General features: G+C 34.1%; 24 protein-coding genes. 7 read left to right on the top strand and 17 right to left on the bottom strand.

The annotated features are described in order from the left end of the window. Positions 1-4: 4 nt before the first annotated feature. The gene (locus JFU54_RS14790; RefSeq protein ID WP_012261337.1) at positions 5-469 is read left to right on the top strand and encodes a DMT family transporter; all 465 of its coding nucleotides are present in this window, start codon (positions 5-7) and stop codon (positions 467-469) included. Between the two features lie 104 nt (positions 470-573). Then, positions 574-1053 (top strand): YhfM domain-containing protein, encoded by a 480-nt coding sequence (locus JFU54_RS14785; RefSeq protein ID WP_061689261.1) that lies wholly within the window; start codon positions 574-576, stop codon positions 1051-1053. A gap of 40 nt (positions 1054-1093) precedes the next feature. On the opposite strand, the gene aiiA is transcribed toward JFU54_RS14785, so the two are convergent. The 4 genes from aiiA to JFU54_RS14765 form a co-directional block, all read right to left on the bottom strand. Then, positions 1094-1846: a quorum-quenching N-acyl homoserine lactonase AiiA gene (gene aiiA, locus JFU54_RS14780; protein ID WP_201064983.1), complete on the bottom strand. Its 753-nt coding sequence runs from the start codon at positions 1844-1846 to the stop codon at positions 1094-1096. 393 nt (positions 1847-2239) lie between these two features. Next, entirely contained in the window at positions 2240-3103 is an 864-nt protein-coding gene (locus tag JFU54_RS14775; protein ID WP_201064981.1) for a DUF4097 family beta strand repeat-containing protein, read from the bottom strand. Beyond that, positions 3093-3656 (bottom strand): HAAS signaling domain-containing protein, encoded by a 564-nt coding sequence (locus tag JFU54_RS14770; RefSeq protein ID WP_016100925.1) that lies wholly within the window; start codon positions 3654-3656, stop codon positions 3093-3095. The genes JFU54_RS14775 and JFU54_RS14770 overlap by 11 nt, the downstream gene beginning before the upstream one ends. Beyond that, the gene (locus JFU54_RS14765) at positions 3643-3972 is read right to left on the bottom strand and encodes a PadR family transcriptional regulator (protein ID WP_016100924.1); all 330 of its coding nucleotides are present in this window, start codon (positions 3970-3972) and stop codon (positions 3643-3645) included. Before JFU54_RS14765 ends, JFU54_RS14770 begins: the two co-directional genes overlap by 14 nt. Positions 3973-4279: 307 nt before the next feature. Between JFU54_RS14765 and JFU54_RS14760 the strand changes: the two genes are divergently transcribed. Then, positions 4280-5299 (top strand): zinc-binding alcohol dehydrogenase family protein, encoded by a 1020-nt coding sequence (locus tag JFU54_RS14760; protein WP_088039884.1) that lies wholly within the window; start codon positions 4280-4282, stop codon positions 5297-5299. A 49-nt stretch (positions 5300-5348) separates the two neighbouring features. Here the strand turns inward: JFU54_RS14760 and JFU54_RS14755 are convergent, their stop codons facing one another. From JFU54_RS14755 to JFU54_RS14745, 3 genes are all read right to left on the bottom strand, one after another. Beyond that, complete coding sequence (locus JFU54_RS14755) at positions 5349-6740, bottom strand: amino acid permease (protein ID WP_016100922.1); 1392 nt, start codon at positions 6738-6740, stop codon at positions 5349-5351. 535 nt (positions 6741-7275) lie between these two features. Beyond that, positions 7276-7824 (bottom strand): hypothetical protein, encoded by a 549-nt coding sequence (locus JFU54_RS14750; protein WP_088039886.1) that lies wholly within the window; start codon positions 7822-7824, stop codon positions 7276-7278. 143 nt (positions 7825-7967) lie between these two features. Further along, complete coding sequence (locus tag JFU54_RS14745) at positions 7968-9167, bottom strand: multidrug effflux MFS transporter (protein ID WP_201064978.1); 1200 nt, start codon at positions 9165-9167, stop codon at positions 7968-7970. 364 nt (positions 9168-9531) lie between these two features. On the opposite strand from JFU54_RS14745, the gene JFU54_RS14740 reads away from it, so the two are divergent. Then, entirely contained in the window at positions 9532-10098 is a 567-nt protein-coding gene (locus JFU54_RS14740; protein ID WP_002087629.1) for a DUF5823 family protein, read from the top strand. A 66-nt stretch (positions 10099-10164) separates the two neighbouring features. On the opposite strand, the gene JFU54_RS14735 is transcribed toward JFU54_RS14740, so the two are convergent. Together JFU54_RS14735 and JFU54_RS14730 are read right to left on the bottom strand one after the other, a co-directional pair. Next, positions 10165-10389 carry a hemolysin XhlA family protein gene (locus JFU54_RS14735; RefSeq protein WP_002066432.1) on the bottom strand — a complete coding sequence of 75 codons (225 nt, stop codon included), beginning with the start codon at positions 10387-10389 and terminating at the stop codon, positions 10165-10167. Between the two features lie 414 nt (positions 10390-10803). Continuing rightward, positions 10804-11082 (bottom strand): hypothetical protein, encoded by a 279-nt coding sequence (locus JFU54_RS14730; protein ID WP_002087631.1) that lies wholly within the window; start codon positions 11080-11082, stop codon positions 10804-10806. A gap of 289 nt (positions 11083-11371) precedes the next feature. Between JFU54_RS14730 and JFU54_RS14725 the strand changes: the two genes are divergently transcribed. After that, on the top strand, positions 11372-12115 hold the full coding sequence (locus tag JFU54_RS14725; protein ID WP_002087632.1) for an SDR family NAD(P)-dependent oxidoreductase: 744 nt from the start codon (positions 11372-11374) through the stop codon (positions 12113-12115). A gap of 113 nt (positions 12116-12228) precedes the next feature. Here the strand turns inward: JFU54_RS14725 and bshB2 are convergent, their stop codons facing one another. Both bshB2 and JFU54_RS14715 read right to left on the bottom strand, forming a co-directional pair. Beyond that, positions 12229-12891, bottom strand: coding sequence for a bacillithiol biosynthesis deacetylase BshB2 (bshB2, locus tag JFU54_RS14720; RefSeq protein WP_201064975.1), 663 nt, complete (start codon positions 12889-12891; stop codon positions 12229-12231). 15 nt (positions 12892-12906) lie between these two features. Beyond that, positions 12907-13257, bottom strand: a complete 351-nt coding sequence (locus tag JFU54_RS14715) for a YojF family protein (protein ID WP_000407039.1) — start codon at positions 13255-13257, stop codon at positions 12907-12909. A 251-nt stretch (positions 13258-13508) separates the two neighbouring features. Between JFU54_RS14715 and JFU54_RS14710 the strand changes: the two genes are divergently transcribed. After that, positions 13509-14834 carry an ArsB/NhaD family transporter gene (locus JFU54_RS14710; RefSeq protein WP_002014220.1) on the top strand — a complete coding sequence of 442 codons (1326 nt, stop codon included), beginning with the start codon at positions 13509-13511 and terminating at the stop codon, positions 14832-14834. Between the two features lie 72 nt (positions 14835-14906). Here the strand turns inward: JFU54_RS14710 and JFU54_RS14705 are convergent, their stop codons facing one another. The 6 genes from JFU54_RS14705 to JFU54_RS14680 form a co-directional block, all read right to left on the bottom strand. Beyond that, positions 14907-15134: a coiled-coil domain-containing protein gene (locus tag JFU54_RS14705; RefSeq protein ID WP_002111012.1), complete on the bottom strand. Its 228-nt coding sequence runs from the start codon at positions 15132-15134 to the stop codon at positions 14907-14909. Positions 15135-15368: 234 nt separating this feature from the next. Further along, positions 15369-15728, bottom strand: a complete 360-nt coding sequence (locus tag JFU54_RS14700; RefSeq protein WP_149190791.1) for a nuclear transport factor 2 family protein — start codon at positions 15726-15728, stop codon at positions 15369-15371. Between the two features lie 79 nt (positions 15729-15807). Then, positions 15808-16359 (bottom strand): GNAT family N-acetyltransferase, encoded by a 552-nt coding sequence (locus JFU54_RS14695; protein ID WP_201064973.1) that lies wholly within the window; start codon positions 16357-16359, stop codon positions 15808-15810. A 224-nt stretch (positions 16360-16583) separates the two neighbouring features. After that, positions 16584-17492, bottom strand: coding sequence for an iron-hydroxamate ABC transporter substrate-binding protein (locus tag JFU54_RS14690; RefSeq protein ID WP_002014213.1), 909 nt, complete (start codon positions 17490-17492; stop codon positions 16584-16586). Between the two features lie 21 nt (positions 17493-17513). Continuing rightward, positions 17514-18530, bottom strand: coding sequence for a FecCD family ABC transporter permease (locus tag JFU54_RS14685; protein WP_201064972.1), 1017 nt, complete (start codon positions 18528-18530; stop codon positions 17514-17516). Then, positions 18531-19565: a FecCD family ABC transporter permease gene (locus JFU54_RS14680; RefSeq protein WP_201064970.1), complete on the bottom strand. Its 1035-nt coding sequence runs from the start codon at positions 19563-19565 to the stop codon at positions 18531-18533. It abuts the gene before it with no gap. 276 nt (positions 19566-19841) lie between these two features. Here JFU54_RS14680 and JFU54_RS14675 point away from each other — a divergent pair, with 276 nt between their 5' ends. Then, positions 19842-20606 (top strand): DUF817 domain-containing protein, encoded by a 765-nt coding sequence (locus tag JFU54_RS14675; RefSeq protein WP_002142605.1) that lies wholly within the window; start codon positions 19842-19844, stop codon positions 20604-20606. Positions 20607-20717: the final 111 nt, after the last annotated feature.

Raw genomic sequence — 20717 nt, 5'->3', positions numbered from 1 at the left:
GAAAATGTTATATATTTGTATCGCTATTTTAGCTGGTGTTTCTATCGTTGTTGCTAGAATTATTAACGCGAATTTAGCAAAGGAAATTGGAAATTGGGAAGGCACATTTTTCAATTATATTACTGGATTATTTTTCTCCATGTTATTTTTAATTTTCAGTTCAGATTCGTTGTATATTTCTAGTCATACGTTACAATCCATACCTATCGCTGTATACTTAGGCGGATTAGTAGGCGTTATCGTCATCTCATTATCAAACTATATTACTCCTAAAATATCAGCATTTTATTTAACGTTACTCATCTTTATCGGACAATTGTTTACGGGGACTATCATCGATTTCTTCCTGTCACACGAACTATCAACCGGAAAAATTATCGGTGGAATTCTCGTATTAACAGGGCTCACTTACAATTTACTCATTGATCGCCCTATAAAAACCGTGAAGCATAATCACGTTCAACTATAATACTTTACGCTTACCTATCATATATTAGTAGAAAAGCTCTTCACATGAAGTAATAGAGAGGAGAATATTCTATTAAGAAAATCATTTTACTGCTAGGTAGCGCATTGATTATTTTTGGAACCGTATGGTTTTTAAACTCTGGAAAATCTATTCAAGATCTCTATACAGCAAGTAAACCAAAGAAAAAAGCTACTATTATTTCAACTCAAAGAGACCCAAATGCACCTCCTGTTTTTTTAGGAAAACAGGAAATAAAAGATATACATGTAGAGTCGCTTAAGACAAAAAAATCTATCTTCCTTACAAAAACAGATGAATTAAAAACATTCATTAACAGTATGGATACAGCAAAAAAAGGCGATTTAACGCTAGATGAAGAAGGTTCTGATTTAGTAGATTGTAACATGTGGATTACTTTCCAAGATGGAACTTATAAACAATATTTACTTTGGATAGTAGATAACAACAGTAGTGAAATTATGATTGCCCATCAAAACAATCTTGATGACTTAGATCTTACTTATTATCAATTAAATGAAGCCAATTCAAAAAAAGTATATAATTTATTTAAAAAAATTATATAAAAAAGAAAGTCATGGGCACATTAGCTCATGACTTTCTCTTTTATATATATTCAGGGAACACTTTACAGCTCTTTTCCTGCTCTATATCATGTCCAAAGAAAACAATTGGGTTCTCTTTCCTAACAACTTCTTTTAAACGTTTAATTGAAGATAAAGCTAATTCTGGATCAAATCCTGCGAACGGCACTTCATCTTCAAAATTTTCTTTCGTATACGATGCATCGATCGTTAATAACACTGGGCCAGAGTTCTCTGTCTCAATGAATAGTGACTGATGCCCCGGAGTATGTCCTGGTGTATACAATAATTGAACTCCTGGTACGACTTCATAATCCCCTTCAATGATCTTGTATTCCAAATTCGGCAATACACATTCTTTCATATATTCTTCACTATGTTGTGCCGCCTCATATTCAGCTCGCTGCACAATAATCGGTGTATTTGTAAAAGCACCATTTCCTCCTGCATGATCAAAATGTAAGTGAGAACTAATAATATACAGAAGGTCTTCTGGCTCATACCCTGCACGCTTTAAAATATTTACGATTCTATCTTCTTCAGTCATTTTCGGTAAAATCTGCCCTTCAACAAATGTACCGTTAAAAAGGCCTTCATTATTAACCGCACTTTCTGGCATGCCTGTATCTACTAAAATAGGCCCCTCTTCTGTCTCCAAAAGATAACACCATACAGGTAAGCTCAATAAATCCCCCGGAGTGAGCGTACTATTAACAGACGAATGATCCAGCATACAACGACCAGCTGGTACGAAATAAAGCTTCTTTACCGTCATTATGTATCCACCTTTACATTTAGTTTTGAATAAAACAATACAGTAAAGAATTCCTCTTGTTAGAAATAAACTCCTTCTCACTTTTCATTGTTTCAGCTATTATTTTTGAGTCATTCACAAATTCTCCTTACATCGTTAATTACTATTCGTTACCTCCTAAAAATCGAGAGTAATAAAACAACTGTTTGTATTCTGAAATAAAGTTCGAAGTAAGAAAGTACTTTAAGCAATACAGAAACAAACGCTAGTATACGAATGGAAAGGATACACACTTAAACGAATGTTACATATAAAATAACCGACTACCTACATGTTGAGAAAAGGAGTCGGTTATTTTTCTTATTTATTATTGCTCTTTATGTGTGGCGAGCTGAGTTTATAAAAGATAATATGCTATTGTTTTTTTACTGTAATATTTCCGTTATGTGTGTTTAATTTAATTACATTTTCTCCCTTTCCAATAACCGTATTCCCGTTATATTTATCCAGGATATTCGCGTTGCCATTGTCGACAGAAACATTAAATTGCACATTAATTGGTTCTTTTTCGGTTTCAATATTAATTTTTCCATTGTGAGCCGTAAAATTGAGATTTCGATCCAGTTCATTCGTTTTCAGAGTAAGACTTCCATTTTTAGTTTGCCCCTCTATTTCACCTTCAACATGGTCTAGCATTATTCGTCCGTTGCTCGATTTCACATGAATATTTTGTGCCAATATATCTTTGAAATCCATAATTCCATTGTTTGTTTCCGCGATAATTTTTGGCGAATTGATTTCTCTTAATCCAACACGTCCATTGTTTGTATTTGCATTCAAATGCGTTGTGTTTAATTTTTTTATAGAAACGAAACCATTACTATTAGAAACTTTTAATGAATCATATTGTTTTTCGGGTAGATACACATTTAATGTTAATGGCGCCAATACTTCAGAAATATTAAAATTGAACCAGCTCTGTTGTTTTTCTTCGTAAGAAATAAGAAGCGTCGAATCTTTCTCATCCGTAGCTAATGTTCTTTTTATGTTAGGATTAACTTCGCCATCTAATTTTACTTTAATGTTACTATCTGTTGTAGGATTGATGTTAACACGAACGTTATTCGTATCGATAATGACGCTTGACACATTATTATTAATGACCTTTTCTTCTGAAATTGGTACTGCAGCAATTAAACGATAAGTGAATAAACTTCCGATAATACCAATAATGAAAATAATACCTGCAATAATTGAAAGACTTTTTTTATTTATCATGCTTCAAACCACCTTTTACTAGTGCTATATTGAACTTTAAATAACGAACAAATCCATTCTTTGCTAGCTTCGTCAAAAATAACATAGCAATAACAATGAAATATCCAAGTCCACAAAGTGCTAAACAAACGAAAAGATTAAATAACAAGAATGTATTTGGATGTATAATAGTATCAACTAAAACAAGTAATGGTGCACCTAAAAATGAGATACCTAGAACCCATCCTGAAAAAATCAATGCCGCTAATGTAATTGCAGGTCCAAGTACGATTAACAAATTGAAAAAACCTAATCCAATTACTGCCCAAATTGCCCGAAAAACATTTCCTGTTGTTGCACTTGTTGTTACTTTCTCAATATGATAATCTGCTAATAACTCTTTGGCGATTTGAGCTGGAGAACCTAATGAAGCTACAATTTCTTCTTCACTTTTCCCTTCCTCTAATCCGAAAGTAAAATGTTCTTCATAATCTTTTAAAATATCTGCACGCTCTTTTTCAGATAATCTTTTTAGAGATGCATTTAATTGTTGTAAAAATTTATTTTTCGTCATTACGTACACCTTCTTTTATTAATTGATTGACACCTTGTGAGAACTCATTCCATTCCTCCAAAAGTTGGTACAAATACGTTCTACCTTTATCCGTCAGTGTATAATACTTCCTTGAAGGCCCTTCTGAAGACTCCTGTAAATACGTTGTAAAATATTCTTCTTTAGTTAATCTACGAAGTAGAGGATAAACAGACCCTTCTGATATTTCAATTTGATTGGAAATACTTCGAACTAATTCATACCCATAACGGTCTTGCTGATCAAGTAAGACAAGAACACAAAGTTCTAAAACTCCTTTTTTAAATTGTACATTCAATATTCATTCACCCTATTCTAATTGACATCTACTACTGTTTATTATTTAGTACTGTTTTATAATAAGTAACTACAAGTATAATATAACACTCGGTATTGTTCATTGCAAGGTACACTGGAAAAATAAGTATACCTTTCATCCGACGCTTATAAAATCAAAACGATGACTGGTCCTCTCCAGTTACAAAGTACTAAATGCGGCTGAAACAGGCCTTTTAGAAAATGGAAAGGACTCAACTTTTTACATAATGACACTTTACCTACTATAATAAAAGAGAAAAACTCTTACTTTAATGGAGGGAATAGAAATGAAAGCAATTGGTTTACATGAATACTTACCTATTGAAGAAGAAAACAGTTTAATTGATATTGAAGTTGAAAGACCTATTGCCACAGGAAGAGATATACTTGTAAAAATTAACGCTATTTCCGTTAATCCAGTTGATACAAAAGTTCGATCTCCGAAAGATAAAAAAGAAGATATAGCAAAAATACTCGGCTGGGATGCTAGTGGTGTTGTCGTGCAAACTGGCGATGGTTGTACGTTATTTAAAGAAGGCGATGAAGTGTTTTACGCTGGAAGCATTACAAGGCAAGGTACATACAGTGAATACCATCTAGTTGATGAAAGAATCGTTGGTAAAAAACCAAAAACGTTAAGTGATGCTGAATCTGCAGCAATTCCTTTAACAGCTATTACAGCATGGGAAGGTTTATTCGAGCGTTTAGGAATTGATTATAATAAGAAAGATACAAATACATTCAAAAACATTTTAATTATTGGCGGAGCTGGTGGTGTTGGCTCGATTGCTATTCAATTAGCAAAATGGGCTGGACTGAATGTAATCACAACTGCATCCCGCAATGAAACGATACACTGGGTCGAAAAATTCGGTGCCGATTATATCGTTAACCATCACCAACCTTTAAAAGATCAAATATTAGAGTTTGGGCTAAAAGATGTAGATTATATTTTCTGCTTAAACAATACAGATCAACATTGGCAAGCAATATGTGACCTCATTAAACCACAAGGAAAAATTTGCTCTATCGTAGAAAATGAGCACCCTCTTGAAATGGGGATTTTGAAAAGTAAAAGTGCTACATTCGTTTGGGAGTTTATGTTCACAAAAGCGATGTATGAAACTGGTGATATGATTACGCAGCACGAACTATTAAATAAAGTGAGTGAGCTATTAGATGAAGGTATCCTTCATACAACTTTAAACGACACGTTAACACCAATAAATGCAGAAAACCTTAAAAGAGCACATGCATTGCTTGAGAGTGGACGTACAATTGGGAAGATTGTATTAGAGAAATTTTAATAACAAAAAGTCCGATTTCTAAATAAGAAATCGGACTTTTTTATTACCTTTATTTACTTGAAATCTCTTGATCATTTTGAACGTCTAACGGAGCTCGCTTCCCTATTCCGAAAGCATAGAAACTAATTGTTACGATAGCTAAGAAAACAATACCTACAATTAGTGAAATACGTGTATCATCGTTAAACCACATTCCGATTAATACCATAATTAAAAAGGCAATTGTTAAATAGTTTGTAACAGGAGCAAATGGCATTTTGAATGGATGATCTTTCATCTCTGCTCCCTTTTCTTTTCTAAAACGAATTTGACTAATTAAAATGACAAACCATGGCACCATACCTGGAAGTACACTCGCACTATATACATATACGAATAAGTTTTTCGGTGCAATATAACTTAAAACAACACCAACCGCTAAACCGACAATTACACCAACTGTACCGAATAAAGGTACACCGTTATTCGAGATCTTCGTAAAGTATTTCGGTGCTTGTCCATTTACACCTAGTGTATAAAGCATACGTCCAGCACTATAAATACCACTGTTACAACCAGACATTGCGGCTGTAATAACAACGAAGTTAATAAGTCCCGCAGCTGCCGTAATACCAACTTTCGCAAAAGTTGCTACGAACGGACTACCAATTGAACTTAATTGATCCCAAGGATAAACAGTTACAATAACGAAAATAGCACCAATATAGAAAATTAAAATACGCCAAATTGTACTTTGAATTGCTCTAGTAAGTGTCTTCTTCGGATCTTTCGCTTCACCAGCAGTAATCCCGATTAATTCCACACCTTGATACGCCCCAACTACAAGTGATAATGCAAAGAAGAATCCTGAAAAACCACCTGTGAAGAAACCGCCGTTTGCCCAAAGATTAGATATGCCGATTGCTTCTCCTCCATTCCCAATTCCGAAGAAAATGAGGCCGAATCCGGCAATAATCATTAATAAAATCGTAACGATTTTAATCATCGCAAACCAAAATTCAAATTCACCAAATGACTTAACCGAAATTAAGTTAGCCGCACCAAGAATAACCATCGCGATAATACCAGGTATCCAAGCCGGTAAATCCGGGAACCAATATTTCATATACGCTCCAACTGCGATAATCTCTGACATCCCAACAATAACCCACTGGAACCAGTTACTCCACGCTGTCATATAACCAGCTAACGGATGAATATATTTGTGACCAAATGTCGCAAATGAACCTGTGCTTGGCTCCATATACAACATTTCTCCCATGGCACGCATAATGAAGAAGATGAAAACACCTGCGATTGCATATGCAAGCATTACTGACGGACCTGTCCATTTAATCGTGCTGGCTGACCCCATAAACAAACCAACACCAATTGTTCCGCCTAAAGCAATCATTTGAATATGACGTGCTTCTAAACCTCGTTTCAATTCTTTGTTTGCCACTTCATTTCCCCCTCTTAGATGATTCATAGCCGCATTTAAAGTAAGATGGTGTACCCTAATTCCTGTTTGGCCCTGAAAATGATGAAACAAACGTCATTTTAGACTAACTTTAAAGCTATCCTAAAATCTCATTTTGCCTCTTATAAAATTTCCAAAACCCCTCATCTTCCTATTTTCTATAAAATTTAAAATTGCTCACTTCATATTAATTCATTTATCTGAAAAGTTCAATTATTTTTTCAGTAAATTATTATATATTAGTTTGATTAATTTTTAACTAAATTAACAATAAAATACATCTATTCAATATGATTCCGGTATGAATGTTATTACAATATAAATAACCGAGGAGAAAATATCCGCCTCGGTTTCATACTGTATATACTTCACTCTTTATAGTTTGTACTGTAATTGCTTACACATGCGATTAACGTATCACGCAGAAATTTAATATATTAGTAGAACTACAAAGTCACTAACTTCTACTTTTCTTAATTATCCCATTATCACAGCTGAAAATTCTCTTTCCCATCTCCTACTTTAAGAAAAATATAACCGCACTTAAAACAATCAACAATACACCGGAAAGAGGAAAACTCTTCTCCTCAGCTTTTATCTTTTCCTTAATAATACCTTTAATTTTTGTCTTTATATCCTCTGGGCATTTTCTAAATAAAATATTAGTTGTATGTAATGGTCTATTCAATATTCGAATTTTAACAGGAGATTCTGATAAATATATATTATTTTTATCCAATGTAAATTCTATGTTCGCTTCGGTTAACCCGTCTTTCACTAATATATTCACTCGGCTAGAAGGTAGATTAAATACCGTATAATCGTTAAAAGCGAGCCCTCTAATCTCGAAATGTGAGTATATAAGAATAAAAGTTATCAGCAACAAACATAGTATCAATATGGTTTTTGTTAACGAAAGTTTCTCTAATACGTAGGAAGATGTTGTCATATAAGCGCAAAAGAATGCCATTAAATTACAAAGATAGTGGTTTACAATGAAAGTTTTTCGTATAACTACTGTAAGTCCGGAAATGATTAGTAGAGCGCATGCTAAATTCATTAACATATCTTCACCCTCCCCAATAACTATAACTATAACTATACAACTTTGTTATATTTTAATATTAATTACATATTCATACCTATAGTTATGTTCATAAAATATAAAAGAGTCTCATTAAAAAATGAGACTCTTTTACAATTTCATATTTAAATCATTTTTGAAGTTTGTTTACCTAAAATAAACACTTTAGTAAATACCATCATGATAACTACTATAGCCAGAAAATAAAGCGGCATCACCATTAACGAGCCCGTATGAAGCTGACTCATTCCCCAAATTGTCATCGTTACAATTACATAGTAGCCTAAGCTAAACAATGCTCCAGCTGTACCAATGACATCTTGAAAATCTACTAATGCTAAACTTAAACAGTTAGGCAATGCTACCCCAATTCCTAATAGCAATATAAACATCGCTACTAAAAATCCAATCATATATATTATGTTTGGATTTGATCCAAATGAATTAATAACAGTTAAGAAGATAGCTCCTCCTGTCATTACAAGACAACCGATATATATAATTTTCTCTGGTTTATAAGTAGCAAGTAACCGCTTTGAAACTTTCGCTCCAATAATAGAAGCGGAAGCAACAACAATTCCTAGAAGTCCATACATACTAGGCGATAACTGAAAGTATTCAATAAAGATAAACGGCGCTTCTGCATAATAGCTAAATAAAACACCATTCGCTCCTCCAATTAATAACCCATATGTTACTACTTTCGGATTTGTAATTAACCTCTTCAAGACTGAAAACACATTTATTTTATTCGTTACGGAGTCCGCCTTTGTTTCGGGAAGAGAAACAAACGTATACAGAAAAATCCCGATACTCATAACTACTAAACTTAAAAATACGATTTTAAATCCAAACATCTGATCAAGAAAGCCACCAATTAACGGTCCTATCGCTGGTGTAAAAGCAATGACTGCCGAGATTTGAGCAAACATAACATGCCTCTTATGTCCTTCTACACTTTCACGAAGAATCGTTTGTGTAACAACAGAGCCAGCACTTGCTCCAAACGCTTGAATAAAACGACTTAGCAATAAAACTTCAAGGGAATTTGCAATAAAGCATAAGAAACTCCCAGCGCCATATACAACAATTCCAAATAACATTGCCGGGCGACGGCCAATTATATCCGATAACCACCCAATAAAAAATACACCTAAAGCAAATCCAGCAAAATACACACTAAGTGTTAACTGCACCTCATTATTACTTACGTGTAACGCCTTTGAAATATCAGGTAAAGACGGTGTGTAAATCGTTTCACTAATTTGCGGAAATGCGACTAGAATGATCATTAACAAAAGTGATGGTACTGAGACTTTTTTCATTTTTAATACCCTCCTATAACTTTGAAAATCTCAGAAATGAATAGACTTTCCTTAGCTACGGAACAGGAGGGGCCATTATAGAAATTCGATCATACAACAACAAAGAAAACACCTCAATTACGCATGTTAATACATATAGGAGGGTAATATTAACATTGATTTTAATATATGCTTTTTCAATTATATTACATATTACATTTCTTTTTCTAGTGTTGAGCCTTGGAGGATTTGTTAGAAGGATAACTTGATACCATCACCTTTTTATGGAATAATTAGGAATAGTTCGAATTAATGGATCTAATTATCAAACGATAGACTAGCATTTTTTAATGTCGCAAAGCTTACAAACAGGAGGACTTTTGTAATGATTGAAATTTTAAGGACCATAGTAAACTTCCTAATTTCTCTATTCTCAGGAGAATTACCAATTGTATATTATGTGTGGATTATTACCCTATTCCTAATTCAAATAATCCAATCTACTCTAAACTATAAACTATTTAACAAGAAAGATAATTTCAGCACTTATATATCAGAAGGATTACTTGCTTTTATTATTTTATTGTTTGGAGGTATGTTAGTATCTAAGTTACTTGCTTACATAATAGACGACTCTACTATTAGTATGACAAATTTAACACATTATTTTATTTCTCTTATTATATTAACTATATTTGTCGTCATAAGCTGTCTTAAAGATTTTATAGAAACATCTATCAAAAATAAAAATGTGTCTCTTTTTAGCTTTTTAGTAGTTTCCTTAATAACAAGTATACTTTCATTCAAGTTTTTATCACCTTTAATCGAAGGTTCTTTTTCTCTTTCTAAATCTTTTATAACCACTTTAATCATTCTTGTAACTATATCAATTCCTCTATTAATTTCCTTAGAGGAAAAATATGCAGATAAAAAAGAAACGGAAAATTTATAGCTTCTCATTTACATAAAAGACAGGGGAAGCTCCCCTCTTTCTTTTATATCGTCCTATTTCACAAGATTAAATCATCCCTTTTAATATCAACCCCAAAACTGACATTACTATTGCACTTATAATAATTCGCAAAATCCAAGTTATGTTTGTACTTATTTTTTCCAATTGCTTATTGATTGTTGCTATGTCTTTCTCATTAATAGTGGTACGCGTTTCTAAATTACGAATGTCTCTCATAATTTCTTTTTGCTCCGCCTTGAGACTGTCAATTTTAGCGTAAACATCTTCCATATATTCACACCATCTGTTCATCTCAATAGAAAAAACTATATATATATATTATGAGACAACCCTCTTACCTGTGAATACATTCCGTATATCCGCACACCAAATTATTTGTACAATCTAATTGAATTACTTACACGTTTCCATTCTCCTATATATAAGTCTTCGTTTAGATAATATGTGGTATAAAAAGAAATCTCATTATTCCACTTTAATAATGTATTCTAAGTACTCTTTATATGCCGTTTCATAAAGACCTGTAGCATATTTAAAGCCTTTTTTATTTTTTTAACAACAAACAAGATGCAATCCAACATGCGGTAGCACCTACGATAATTACTATTATTTAAATCACCATTCTCACATTTAAAACTCAATATAGTCAGTATTCTCTTCTTAAAAATCATCTTTTTTAGCTACTTAATGTATACTAATATTAATATGAACTAGCTGTATTGATAAACTCTCTAGTACAAGAAATATACTAGCTGAAGCAGATCTATATCCGATATTTTTCCCATGAACATTAATGCTGATTTCCACTAAATGTGTTTGAATAGCATTGTTTTCAAAAATTTCATCCTCAACTTTTACAATATCAGCTTTACTATCCACTTCTTTAAAGGTTTTCAATAATTTTGTTTCTAATAGACTAAAATCAAAATTTTCATCTTTTATTACAGCAAATTTAATCTTCATATCGATTTCCCCATTTTTAACAAACTAAAATCATTTAATCAATATAAATATATATCAATCTATTAAATAATTCAAAATATACGCTTCTTATATACTATTACTAAATATCATTTCTAAAAGGATTAAGTGCAAAAAAGAAAGAAAGAAAGTAAATAAAGAAAAAAATTAGTACTCTCACAATTAAGTAAACTCTAATTTTTTCTTCTATCTACTTATTATTTAAGGTTAATAGTGATATAACCAGACTAAAAAATTTGACTTAAATTCATTGATGAATGGAGAGGTTTATATGAAATTAAAAGACAAAGTAGCAATCATAACTGGTGGTGCAAGTGGAATTGGTGAATCCACTGTTCGCCTTTTTATTGAAGAAGGTGCAAAAGTAGTTATTGCTGACTTTTCTGAACGTGGAAAAGGCCTATCAGATGAATTGAATGCACATGGATATAATACATTATTTATTAAAACTGATGTAACAAAAGAAGCAGATATTAAACAGCTAATCCATGAGACAGTAAGTAAATACGGTAAATTAGATATTATGTATGCCAATGCCGGCGTTGCTGATGATGCACCGGCAAACGAACTGTCCTATGAAAAATGGAAAAGAACCATTGATATTAACTTGTCTGGGGTATTCCTTTCTGATAAATATTCGATTGAACAATTTCTTAAACAAGGTACAGGCGGTGTCATCGTTAACGCTGGTTCGATTCATAGTTTTGTTTCATTACCTACCCCAACAGCATACTCCTCTGCAAAAGGTGGTGTGAAACTATTAACTCAAAATTTATGTACTGCCTACGCTAAATATGGAATACGTATTAATGCGGTGTGCCCTGGCTATATTGACACCCCTTTACTTGGTAGTGTTAATCCTCAACAGAAAGAATATTTAGCTTCACTTCATCCACAAGGCAGACTTGGAACACCAAAAGAAATAGCCAAAGCTGTCTTATTTTTAGCAAGTGATGATGCTAGCTTTGTTAATGGTACAACACTTCTTGTTGATGGAGGCTATACTGCACGCTAATTTTAAAATTTGAAGTACGGCTCTAAGAAATATATAGTCTTTAATAGAAAAAGCGCCATCACAAGTGACGGCGCTTTTTCTATGTAAGAGCTACTAGAAGGTACCCTTCTAGCCTACTCCCATTTATAAGTCCAAAACTGTTCAAGTTGCAGCCATTTTAATGTTGCTGCATCTTTGTTTTTTATTTTTGCATGCGTTTCTTCTAGCATCGCTTCCGTTTGTGAACGATGCGCGCCTAGTGCAGCTAATTTATGTTCAAATACTTCACTAATATTATTTACAACATCCGGTTCACCGAGTACTACTTCGCGATTTCTCGTAATCGCAACCGCATGAATGGCTGGACGTTCTTCTTTTGGCATACGTGATACAGCGCGAACTACAGCGCGGCCAAATGCATCATGATCCGGATGTACGCCGTGTTCTGGATAAAATGTAATAATTCGAGATGGATTTACTTCTTGAATTATCGCTTCGATTTTATCGGCAACAAAATCAACATCTTCAAATTCTAACGTTTTATCATGGAAACCGAGCATTCTTAAATCTTGAATCCCCATCGCTTCACATGCATCTTTTAATTCTTTTTCACGTATATTTGGAATCGTTTCACGGTTAGCGAATACGTTTTTCCCCATGTTACGTCCCATTTGTCCAAGAGTACCACATGCGTACGTTACAGGTACTCCTTGATCTGTTAATAAGCGAATTGTTCCTCCCGCAGCAAATGCTTCATCATCTGGATGCGGAAATACAACAAGTACATGTCTCTCCATAAGTTTCCCTCCTTCTTACTTAAATGGCGTTAAGCTTAGCTCAAGCGCTACCGCTAAGCGGCCTTGGTTATCATGCCCTGCTAGTAATAAACGCTCTTTATCGTCTACTTCCCAGTGCGTAATGCCTTCTGCATATACCCAGCCATGATCCATTTTCAAACCAACTCGGTATGGGTTTGTTCCAGTTATTTTCCCACGCTCAAAGCGAATAATTGCATTTCGAATGAATGCTCCTACTGTCATCATCTTTTCATTAAAGTGTGACGCATACGCTCCGTTTGTCGTTTCTAAATGAATATATACATCTTTATTTACAAAACGTTCGATTTCATTTTGAATAAGAGAACTATCTTTTACTATTTCCATCGGAATTCACCTCTTTAAACCATTTTACGCAAAAATAATGTAAATTGCTATCTCTATATTAGAGGACAACGCCCACTTTTCCTAATAATTTGCACTGTGTTTTTTTATTTTTTTATATCATATGTAGAATTGATGTTTTTTCCTTCACTTTGTTAAATAGTTTTCTTTCTTTTTTGAATTTGCTACAATATAAATTACGCAGAGGGATGCATTTTTACAATTGAATACATACTTTAAAGAAGGTGACATGATTGGAACAATCAGCACATGAAGTAGCAAATTGGCAATATTATTTTACAATTGCCGTATTTTTAGTCACGTACGGTTTTATTATTTCTGAGAAATTGAATCGTGCTGTAATCGCACTATTCGGTGCTGCTATTATGATTATTTTTGGAATTGTAGATTTACATACTGCTTTCACATCGCATATTCAATGGGAAACGATTACCCTTTTAATTGGGATGATGATTCTCGTACATATTACGAGTCAATCAGGCGTATTTGAATTTGTAGCCATAAAAGCAGCAAAAGCAGCTGGCGGAAAACCAATCCGCATTTTATTATTACTATCCCTATTAACTGCTGTCGGTTCTGCATTTTTGGACAACGTAACAACCGTATTATTAATCGTACCTGTTACACTATCCATTACACGTATTTTAAAAGTAAATCCTGTTCCTTATTTAATTTCAGAAGTACTATTTTCAAATATAGGCGGAACAGCAACATTAATTGGTGACCCACCGAACATTATGATTGGATCAGCTAATAAGCATTTAGACTTTAATGCCTTTTTACTAAACTTAGCTCCAATCGTAATCATTATTTCTATCGTTACACTTGGCATTATTTACTTCATGTATCGCAACAAACTAAAAACAACGCCTGAGCAAATCGAAAAGCTAATGGCATTAAATGAAAAAGATTATATTAAAGATCAGAGCCTCCTTTTAAAATCCATTACGATTTTAGGACTAACTATTTTAGGCTTTGTACTTCATTCTATTATTCATGTAGACGCTGCCGTTATTGCGATGACAGGTGCTACACTTCTTATGTTAATCGGTGTGAAAGAACATGATATTGAAGATGTATTTGCCCACGTTGAATGGGTAACAATTTTCTTCTTCGCTGGACTATTCGTTCTCGTTGGCGGATTAATTGATATCGGACTTATTTCTTCACTCGCAAAAGAAGTACTCGACGTAACAAATGGCGATATCGGTTTCGCTGCTATACTTATCTTATGGGTATCTGGCATCGCATCTGCGACAATTGATAACATCCCATTTGTCGCAACGATGATTCCACTTATTCAAGATTTAGCTACAGGACTCGGACTATCTGTCGATTCTCCGCAAATTGAAGTACTATGGTGGGCGTTATCACTTGGAGCTTGCCTAGGAGGCAACGGAACATTAATTGGAGCATCAGCAAACGTAGTCGTTGCTGGTATTGCAAAACGTGAAGGACATGGGTTCTCTTATATGGACTTCTTAAAAATCGGTTTCCCCTTAACGATCATTGCGCTATTGTTATCACATGCTTACATTTATTTACGTTATTTAATGTAGAAGTTGTATTGCATGAAATTATGTCGTCAAATACAAAATGTATGCAGCACTATGCTGCATACATTTTTTTCATCACCAAAATATACCTATAATTGCTAAACCACCTAAAATCATACCGCCAATTTGTCCGATGATTGCTGGTGATAATTGAACACCTTTCCTCACTTCAACAACCGGCCTTTCGTGCCTTAGTTGCTGCACTTCACTTTGAAGTTGATGTACACTTCCATGTAATTCTTTAATTAGTTCTTTTAATTCAGCGACCTCTTCATTTACTGGCTTACTTTTTTCTAAGTTCATCTCGCATAACTCCTTATAAATTCAATCAGTTCACAGTAAATTTTCGCCAATTATCGTTATATCTCCTGCATACTACATATATAATATGGAATGTACCTTTATTAACAAGACCCTTTTAAGAACAAATTTAGATATTTTAGAAAGACAACTTTCATTAGTTCTTTATATATATAAAGGACTAATATATTCAACAATTCTATTCTTTATAGTTTCTTTTTCATACAAAAAGCTTCACTAAAATTTAGCAGGTGTACCTTGATGAAAATACATTTGCCATCTTCCTTCTCTAAATTTCCATATCGAACTACGTAACGAGTGTTGATTATTCATTTCATTGAATATTTGATAAGTAGTTAATGCTACATCTTTGGATAATGGATGTACTTCAAAATCACTCAAAGTCATTTTTACCACACCAATTCCATTTTTATCGATATCCTCATTTTTATATAAAACTTTACCAGAACTCCCAAACTCAAAAAAATCAGCGGCAAGTATCTTTTTAAGCTCCTTTTGAGATGTGCGAACCCCTGGTTTAAGTAATTGTTCCTCTAGCTGATATAAACACTCTCTTAATGAAGATAAACCTTCCATTAGTACACTCCTCCGCTCATCATTACCCAAATATTACAACTTTTCACTCTACACTACACAATTATTCTGTATGTTTTTGCTAGTTCTGCAGCTCTATCCATTCATCACGCAATATCCCCATAATCATACGATCAAAACACTTTCCATCTCTTTGAACTGCTTCCCTCATACATCCTTCCATCTGAAATCCCATCTTTTTATACAGTACAATGGCTGCTTTATTATAAGAAATAACATCGAGACCGACGCGGTGTAGATTCATTTCATAGAACGCATACTTTAAAACAAGATGCACTGCTTCTCTCCCAAACCCTTTTCCTCTATCATTTGCCTCTCCTATACCAATTGCTAATAGACCTGTTCTGTTATTCCACTCTATGCCGTGAATTGCAACAAAACCAATTAAGCGATCATCTTGAACTGTTCTTAACATGAAAGAAACACTATTCGATCTCCGTCCCTTTAATAGCCCATCACTCGCTATTTCATGTAACGATTGCGGGAATGCCAAGTCTGTATCTACATTTCTTAAGTACTCACTATCCTCTTGCCACATAGCCATTACTTCAGCATCTGCTTCTCTAATAGCTGATAATTTAATAGTTTTATTTTGAAAAAGATTCATCGTCATCTAAAACTCCCCTTTTTTAAAATAGCGGGGACAATTATTCTGGCCTATTATCCCCTTGTCCTTTGAACTGTTGTTTTAACGGGATACTTACAATAAGCGCTGACATTGGCACATCTCCCTTGCATTGAATTAACTTCATTGTATAATTTTTCATTTATTCTAACAATAACAACGATAAAAAGACCCTCCAAATTTAGAGGGCCTTTCCTAATAGCAAAACTGTATTATTTCGTAAACATTTTCTCCGCTTCATCCATCGCCATTTTGTTACCTAAAGCAGAATAGTCAAGCCATGGTTGGTCATTAATAATGTATACGTGCTTACCTTTAACAGCTTTTAAGTCTTTCCAAATTGGTGTTTCTTGCAGTTGTTTAAATGCTGCTTTCGCTTTATCGTCTCTGTTTACGACAACGAAAATAGCATCCGCATCAAAGTCAGGTAATACTTCTTGTGAAATTACTTCGAAAGGACGGTTTCCATCAATTTTCTCTACACCATTTGCAGGTTGTAATCCTAAGTCTTGGAATAGAATTGGTCCCATCGGTCTTTTCGTACTAAATACACGTAATTCTTTTGCAGTAACGCGAATTGCCATTACTTTTTCGTTATTACCTAACTCTTTATCTATTAAACTTTTTACTCGTTTTGATTGTTCTTCATAGTCTTGAATATATTTATCTGCTTCTTTCTCACGGTTTACAAGTTTACCTACTTCTTTTAAATGATCTCTCCACGTACCTTCATCTAAATTAAAAGTATGTGTTTTTGCAATTTTTTCGTATTTCGCTAAATCTTTACCAGCATATTTTTCATCAACATAAATTTCAGATGGCTTTAATTGAAGTAACGCTTCCATATTCGGATCTGTTACAACGCCAAGTTTCTTCGTATCTTTCAACTGTTCTTTCACGTGAGGTAAGAAATCTTTTAAATCTCCACCAATTACAGAACCTACCGGTGTAATTCCTAATGCAAGTAAGTTATTCGTTAAATGAATAGACATAGAAGCAATTTTTGGATCATTACTTTTTTCAGTTTTTTTAGTTGCCTCTTCACTAGATTTCGTTTGACCACATGCTGATAATACTAAAATAAACATAATGCTAAATAAAATAGTAAGTTTCTTTTTCATATGTTCTCCTCTTTGAAGTATTTATTTTGTTTTTGTAAGTAAATAAAGAAAATATGGCGCACCTAAAGCCGCTACTACTACGCCAGCTGGAATAGAGTTTGGCTCAAATAAAGATCGCCCTATCGTATCCGCGAGTACTAAAATAATCATTCCAATTATGCCAGCTAACGGAATGAAATGTTGATATGTACTACCTACTAACTTTCTTGCGATATGCGGAGAAACTAAGCCGATAAAGCCAATTCCCCCTGCCATTGATACACTTGCACAAGACAATCCTACCGCTGTAGCTAAAAGCAGTAACCGTTCTTTTTGAACAGATACACCAAGTCCTGCTGCTACACTATCACCTAGTGACAGTGCATTTAACGTTTTGGATTTCAGCCATGCGTACGGAGTTAGTATCAAAATCCAAGGTAATAATGCTAGGACATGAATCCAATCTCTTCCCCATACGTTACCAACTAACCACCTAGAAGCGAATGTATACGTCTCATCATTTAACTTGAGCGAGAAAAATAACGAAAGTGCACTAAAACCAGCTGAAACTGCAATACCAACAAGAATAAGTCTAATGGGAAGTAAACCTTTCGACCGATCACTCGCAAGCAAAACAATAAGAAATGCAGCTAACACTCCTCCGCCAAATGTAAATAACGGTATTAAAATCGATGCACTCTCGTTAATAGAATGAAAGAAAGTAACAAATACAATAAGCCCGAAAGATGCACCCGAGTGTAATCCGAGAATACCAGGATCTGCGAGAGCATTCCGAGATAATCCTTGCAAAATCGCACCGGAAACTCCAAGGCCAATACCAGCTAACATTGTGATTATAATTCTTGGCATACGATAATCGTATAGCACGGTTGCACTCTCAAAATCACCATAGCCAAAAAGCGTTTGAATTACTTTGAGCGGTGCGATGCTCAGCGTTCCCGTATTTAAGCTAATCAAAACTATAGCAATACTTATACATCCGAAAATTGTAGTTACAGTAATAGCTTTCTTTTTATCCGTGCTAAAAAGATTCTTCACTTATAGCTCACTCCCAACTTTACGTGCTATATAGAGGAAGAATGGAACTCCAACAAGAGCTACCATAATTCCTATCGCAAGTTCTTTAGGAGGATTTACTGTTCTTGCTCCTAAATCAGCTAAAACTAATAAAATAGCTCCTAATAATGCTGACATAGGAATAATAAGTTGATAATTAACACCTACTAATTTTCTAGCAATGTGCGGGATGACCAATCCTACAAATCCAATGGAACCAACAGCTGAAACAGAAACACCTGCTAGAATCACTACCATAATCATCCCGAGTATTCTCGTTCGGTTCGTTTTTACACCTAAATTTGTAGCGACATCATCCCCCATGGATATGAGTGAAATAGATCGCCCTAGCGCTGTCGCAAAAACAATTGTTATGAGAATAATAGGCACTAAAAATTTCAAGTGTTCCCACTTAACTCCCGCAACACCACCAGCATACCAAAACGCTAAATCTTGGCTTAAGTCATAATAAATCGCGACACCTGAACTTAACGAATGTAAAAGCGCGGCCATAACTGCCCCTGCAATCGTTAACCTCATCGGCGTTAGCCCGCCTGATGTTGCTGATCCAATAATAAAAATGAGTACTGTACTTAAAACTGCTCCAATAAAGGAGACAATCATTAAATAGGAATACGGCATATGCGGGAAAAAAGCAAAGCTAAGTGCTACTACAAACATCGCACCTGCATTTATTCCAAGTACACCTGCATCAGCTAAAGGATTTCGTGTTACCCCTTGTATAACAGCTCCAGCGACTGCAAAAGCAGCTCCTACAACTGCTGCGCCAATTACCCTTGGGAGCCTTAATTCATAAATAATTTGATGCTGTGTTAATTTCGGATTATAATCAAAAACCGCTGCCCACACAGTTTGCAAATGGATATCCTTTGCACCAAATGCAACGGCTAAAAATATAGCTCCAATTAAACATATAATTGTTAAGCTCATGAAACATATGAACTTAATATGTATCCAGCGATTATTGCCAGCATGTACAGTAGACTTATGTAACATGTTTCATTTCATCCTTTATATTCAGTTCTTTTTTACAATTATTTTTTATTTATAATCATTATTGATAATAATTATCATTTTCATTTAGATATTATATCCCCACTTTTTTTAAATAGCAAACTATTTTTTTACTTTGTTAAACTATCAAAATACTTATTACAATTCCCTTCTAAAACTTCCAAATACATGCAAAATGATGTACTGTTTTATTTTAAAATTTGTAGTATACTAAATTATTATTTTGATTTTTCAAATAATAATCCTGAAGGTGAAAACATGTTTTATGTAAAACAACTACTCTATTTTACTTATGAACAAGCATTATCCTGTTTGTTCCCTGTCGTTATTTTTTTAACACTTGCTCTTTCAAAAATCATTTCGATTCCAGGGCTGTACCGATATGATTTCATACTCATCGTATGTCTTCTTATGCAGTGGATTATGTACAAAACAGGTCTTGAAACAAAAGATGAACTAAAAGTAATTACTGTCTTCCACCTCATCGGCCTTTTACTAGAAATATATAAAGTACATTTCGGTTCATGGAGTTATCCTGAAGAGGCGTATTCAAAAGTTTTCGGAGTTCCGCTTTACAGCGGTTTTATGTATGCGAGTGTCGCAAGTTACATATGCCAAGCGTGGAGAAGATTGCATTTACAAATGCATCATTGGCCGAAAGCTATTTTTGCAATACCTCTAGGAGCAATGATTTACTTTAATTTTTTTACACATCATTTTCTATATGACTTTAGATGGGTATTAACTTTAATTTTATTCATTGTTTTCTTTCGCACATTTGTGGAATTTTCATTACGAGGCGTTACATATAAAATGCCGCTCGTACTCTCATTTTTCCTTATTGGATTCTTTATTTGGATTGCAGAAAACATCGCTACCTTCTTCGGAGCATGGCAATATCCAAATCAACGGGAAACATGGAGCCTCGTTCACTTAAGCAAAATTAGCTCATGGTTTTTACTCGTTGTTATTAGCATTATGATTGTTACACAACTCAAACATTTGAAGCAGTCGAAAAGATAATGCTGATTATGTAAAAACAGTTAGCCCATCACTCATTAGAGAGTGATGGGCCTTTTTTAAACCCTCCTCATCAAAGGCATTATAGGTTCATCATAATTTACGAGAGCATAA

This window comes from Bacillus sp. TH19 (assembly GCF_016651075.1).
Classification (GTDB): Bacteria; Bacillota; Bacilli; order Bacillales; family Bacillaceae_G; genus Bacillus_A; species Bacillus_A mycoides.
Note: the sequence above shows the minus strand (reverse complement) of the source record. Positions and strands in the feature narration are given on the sequence as shown.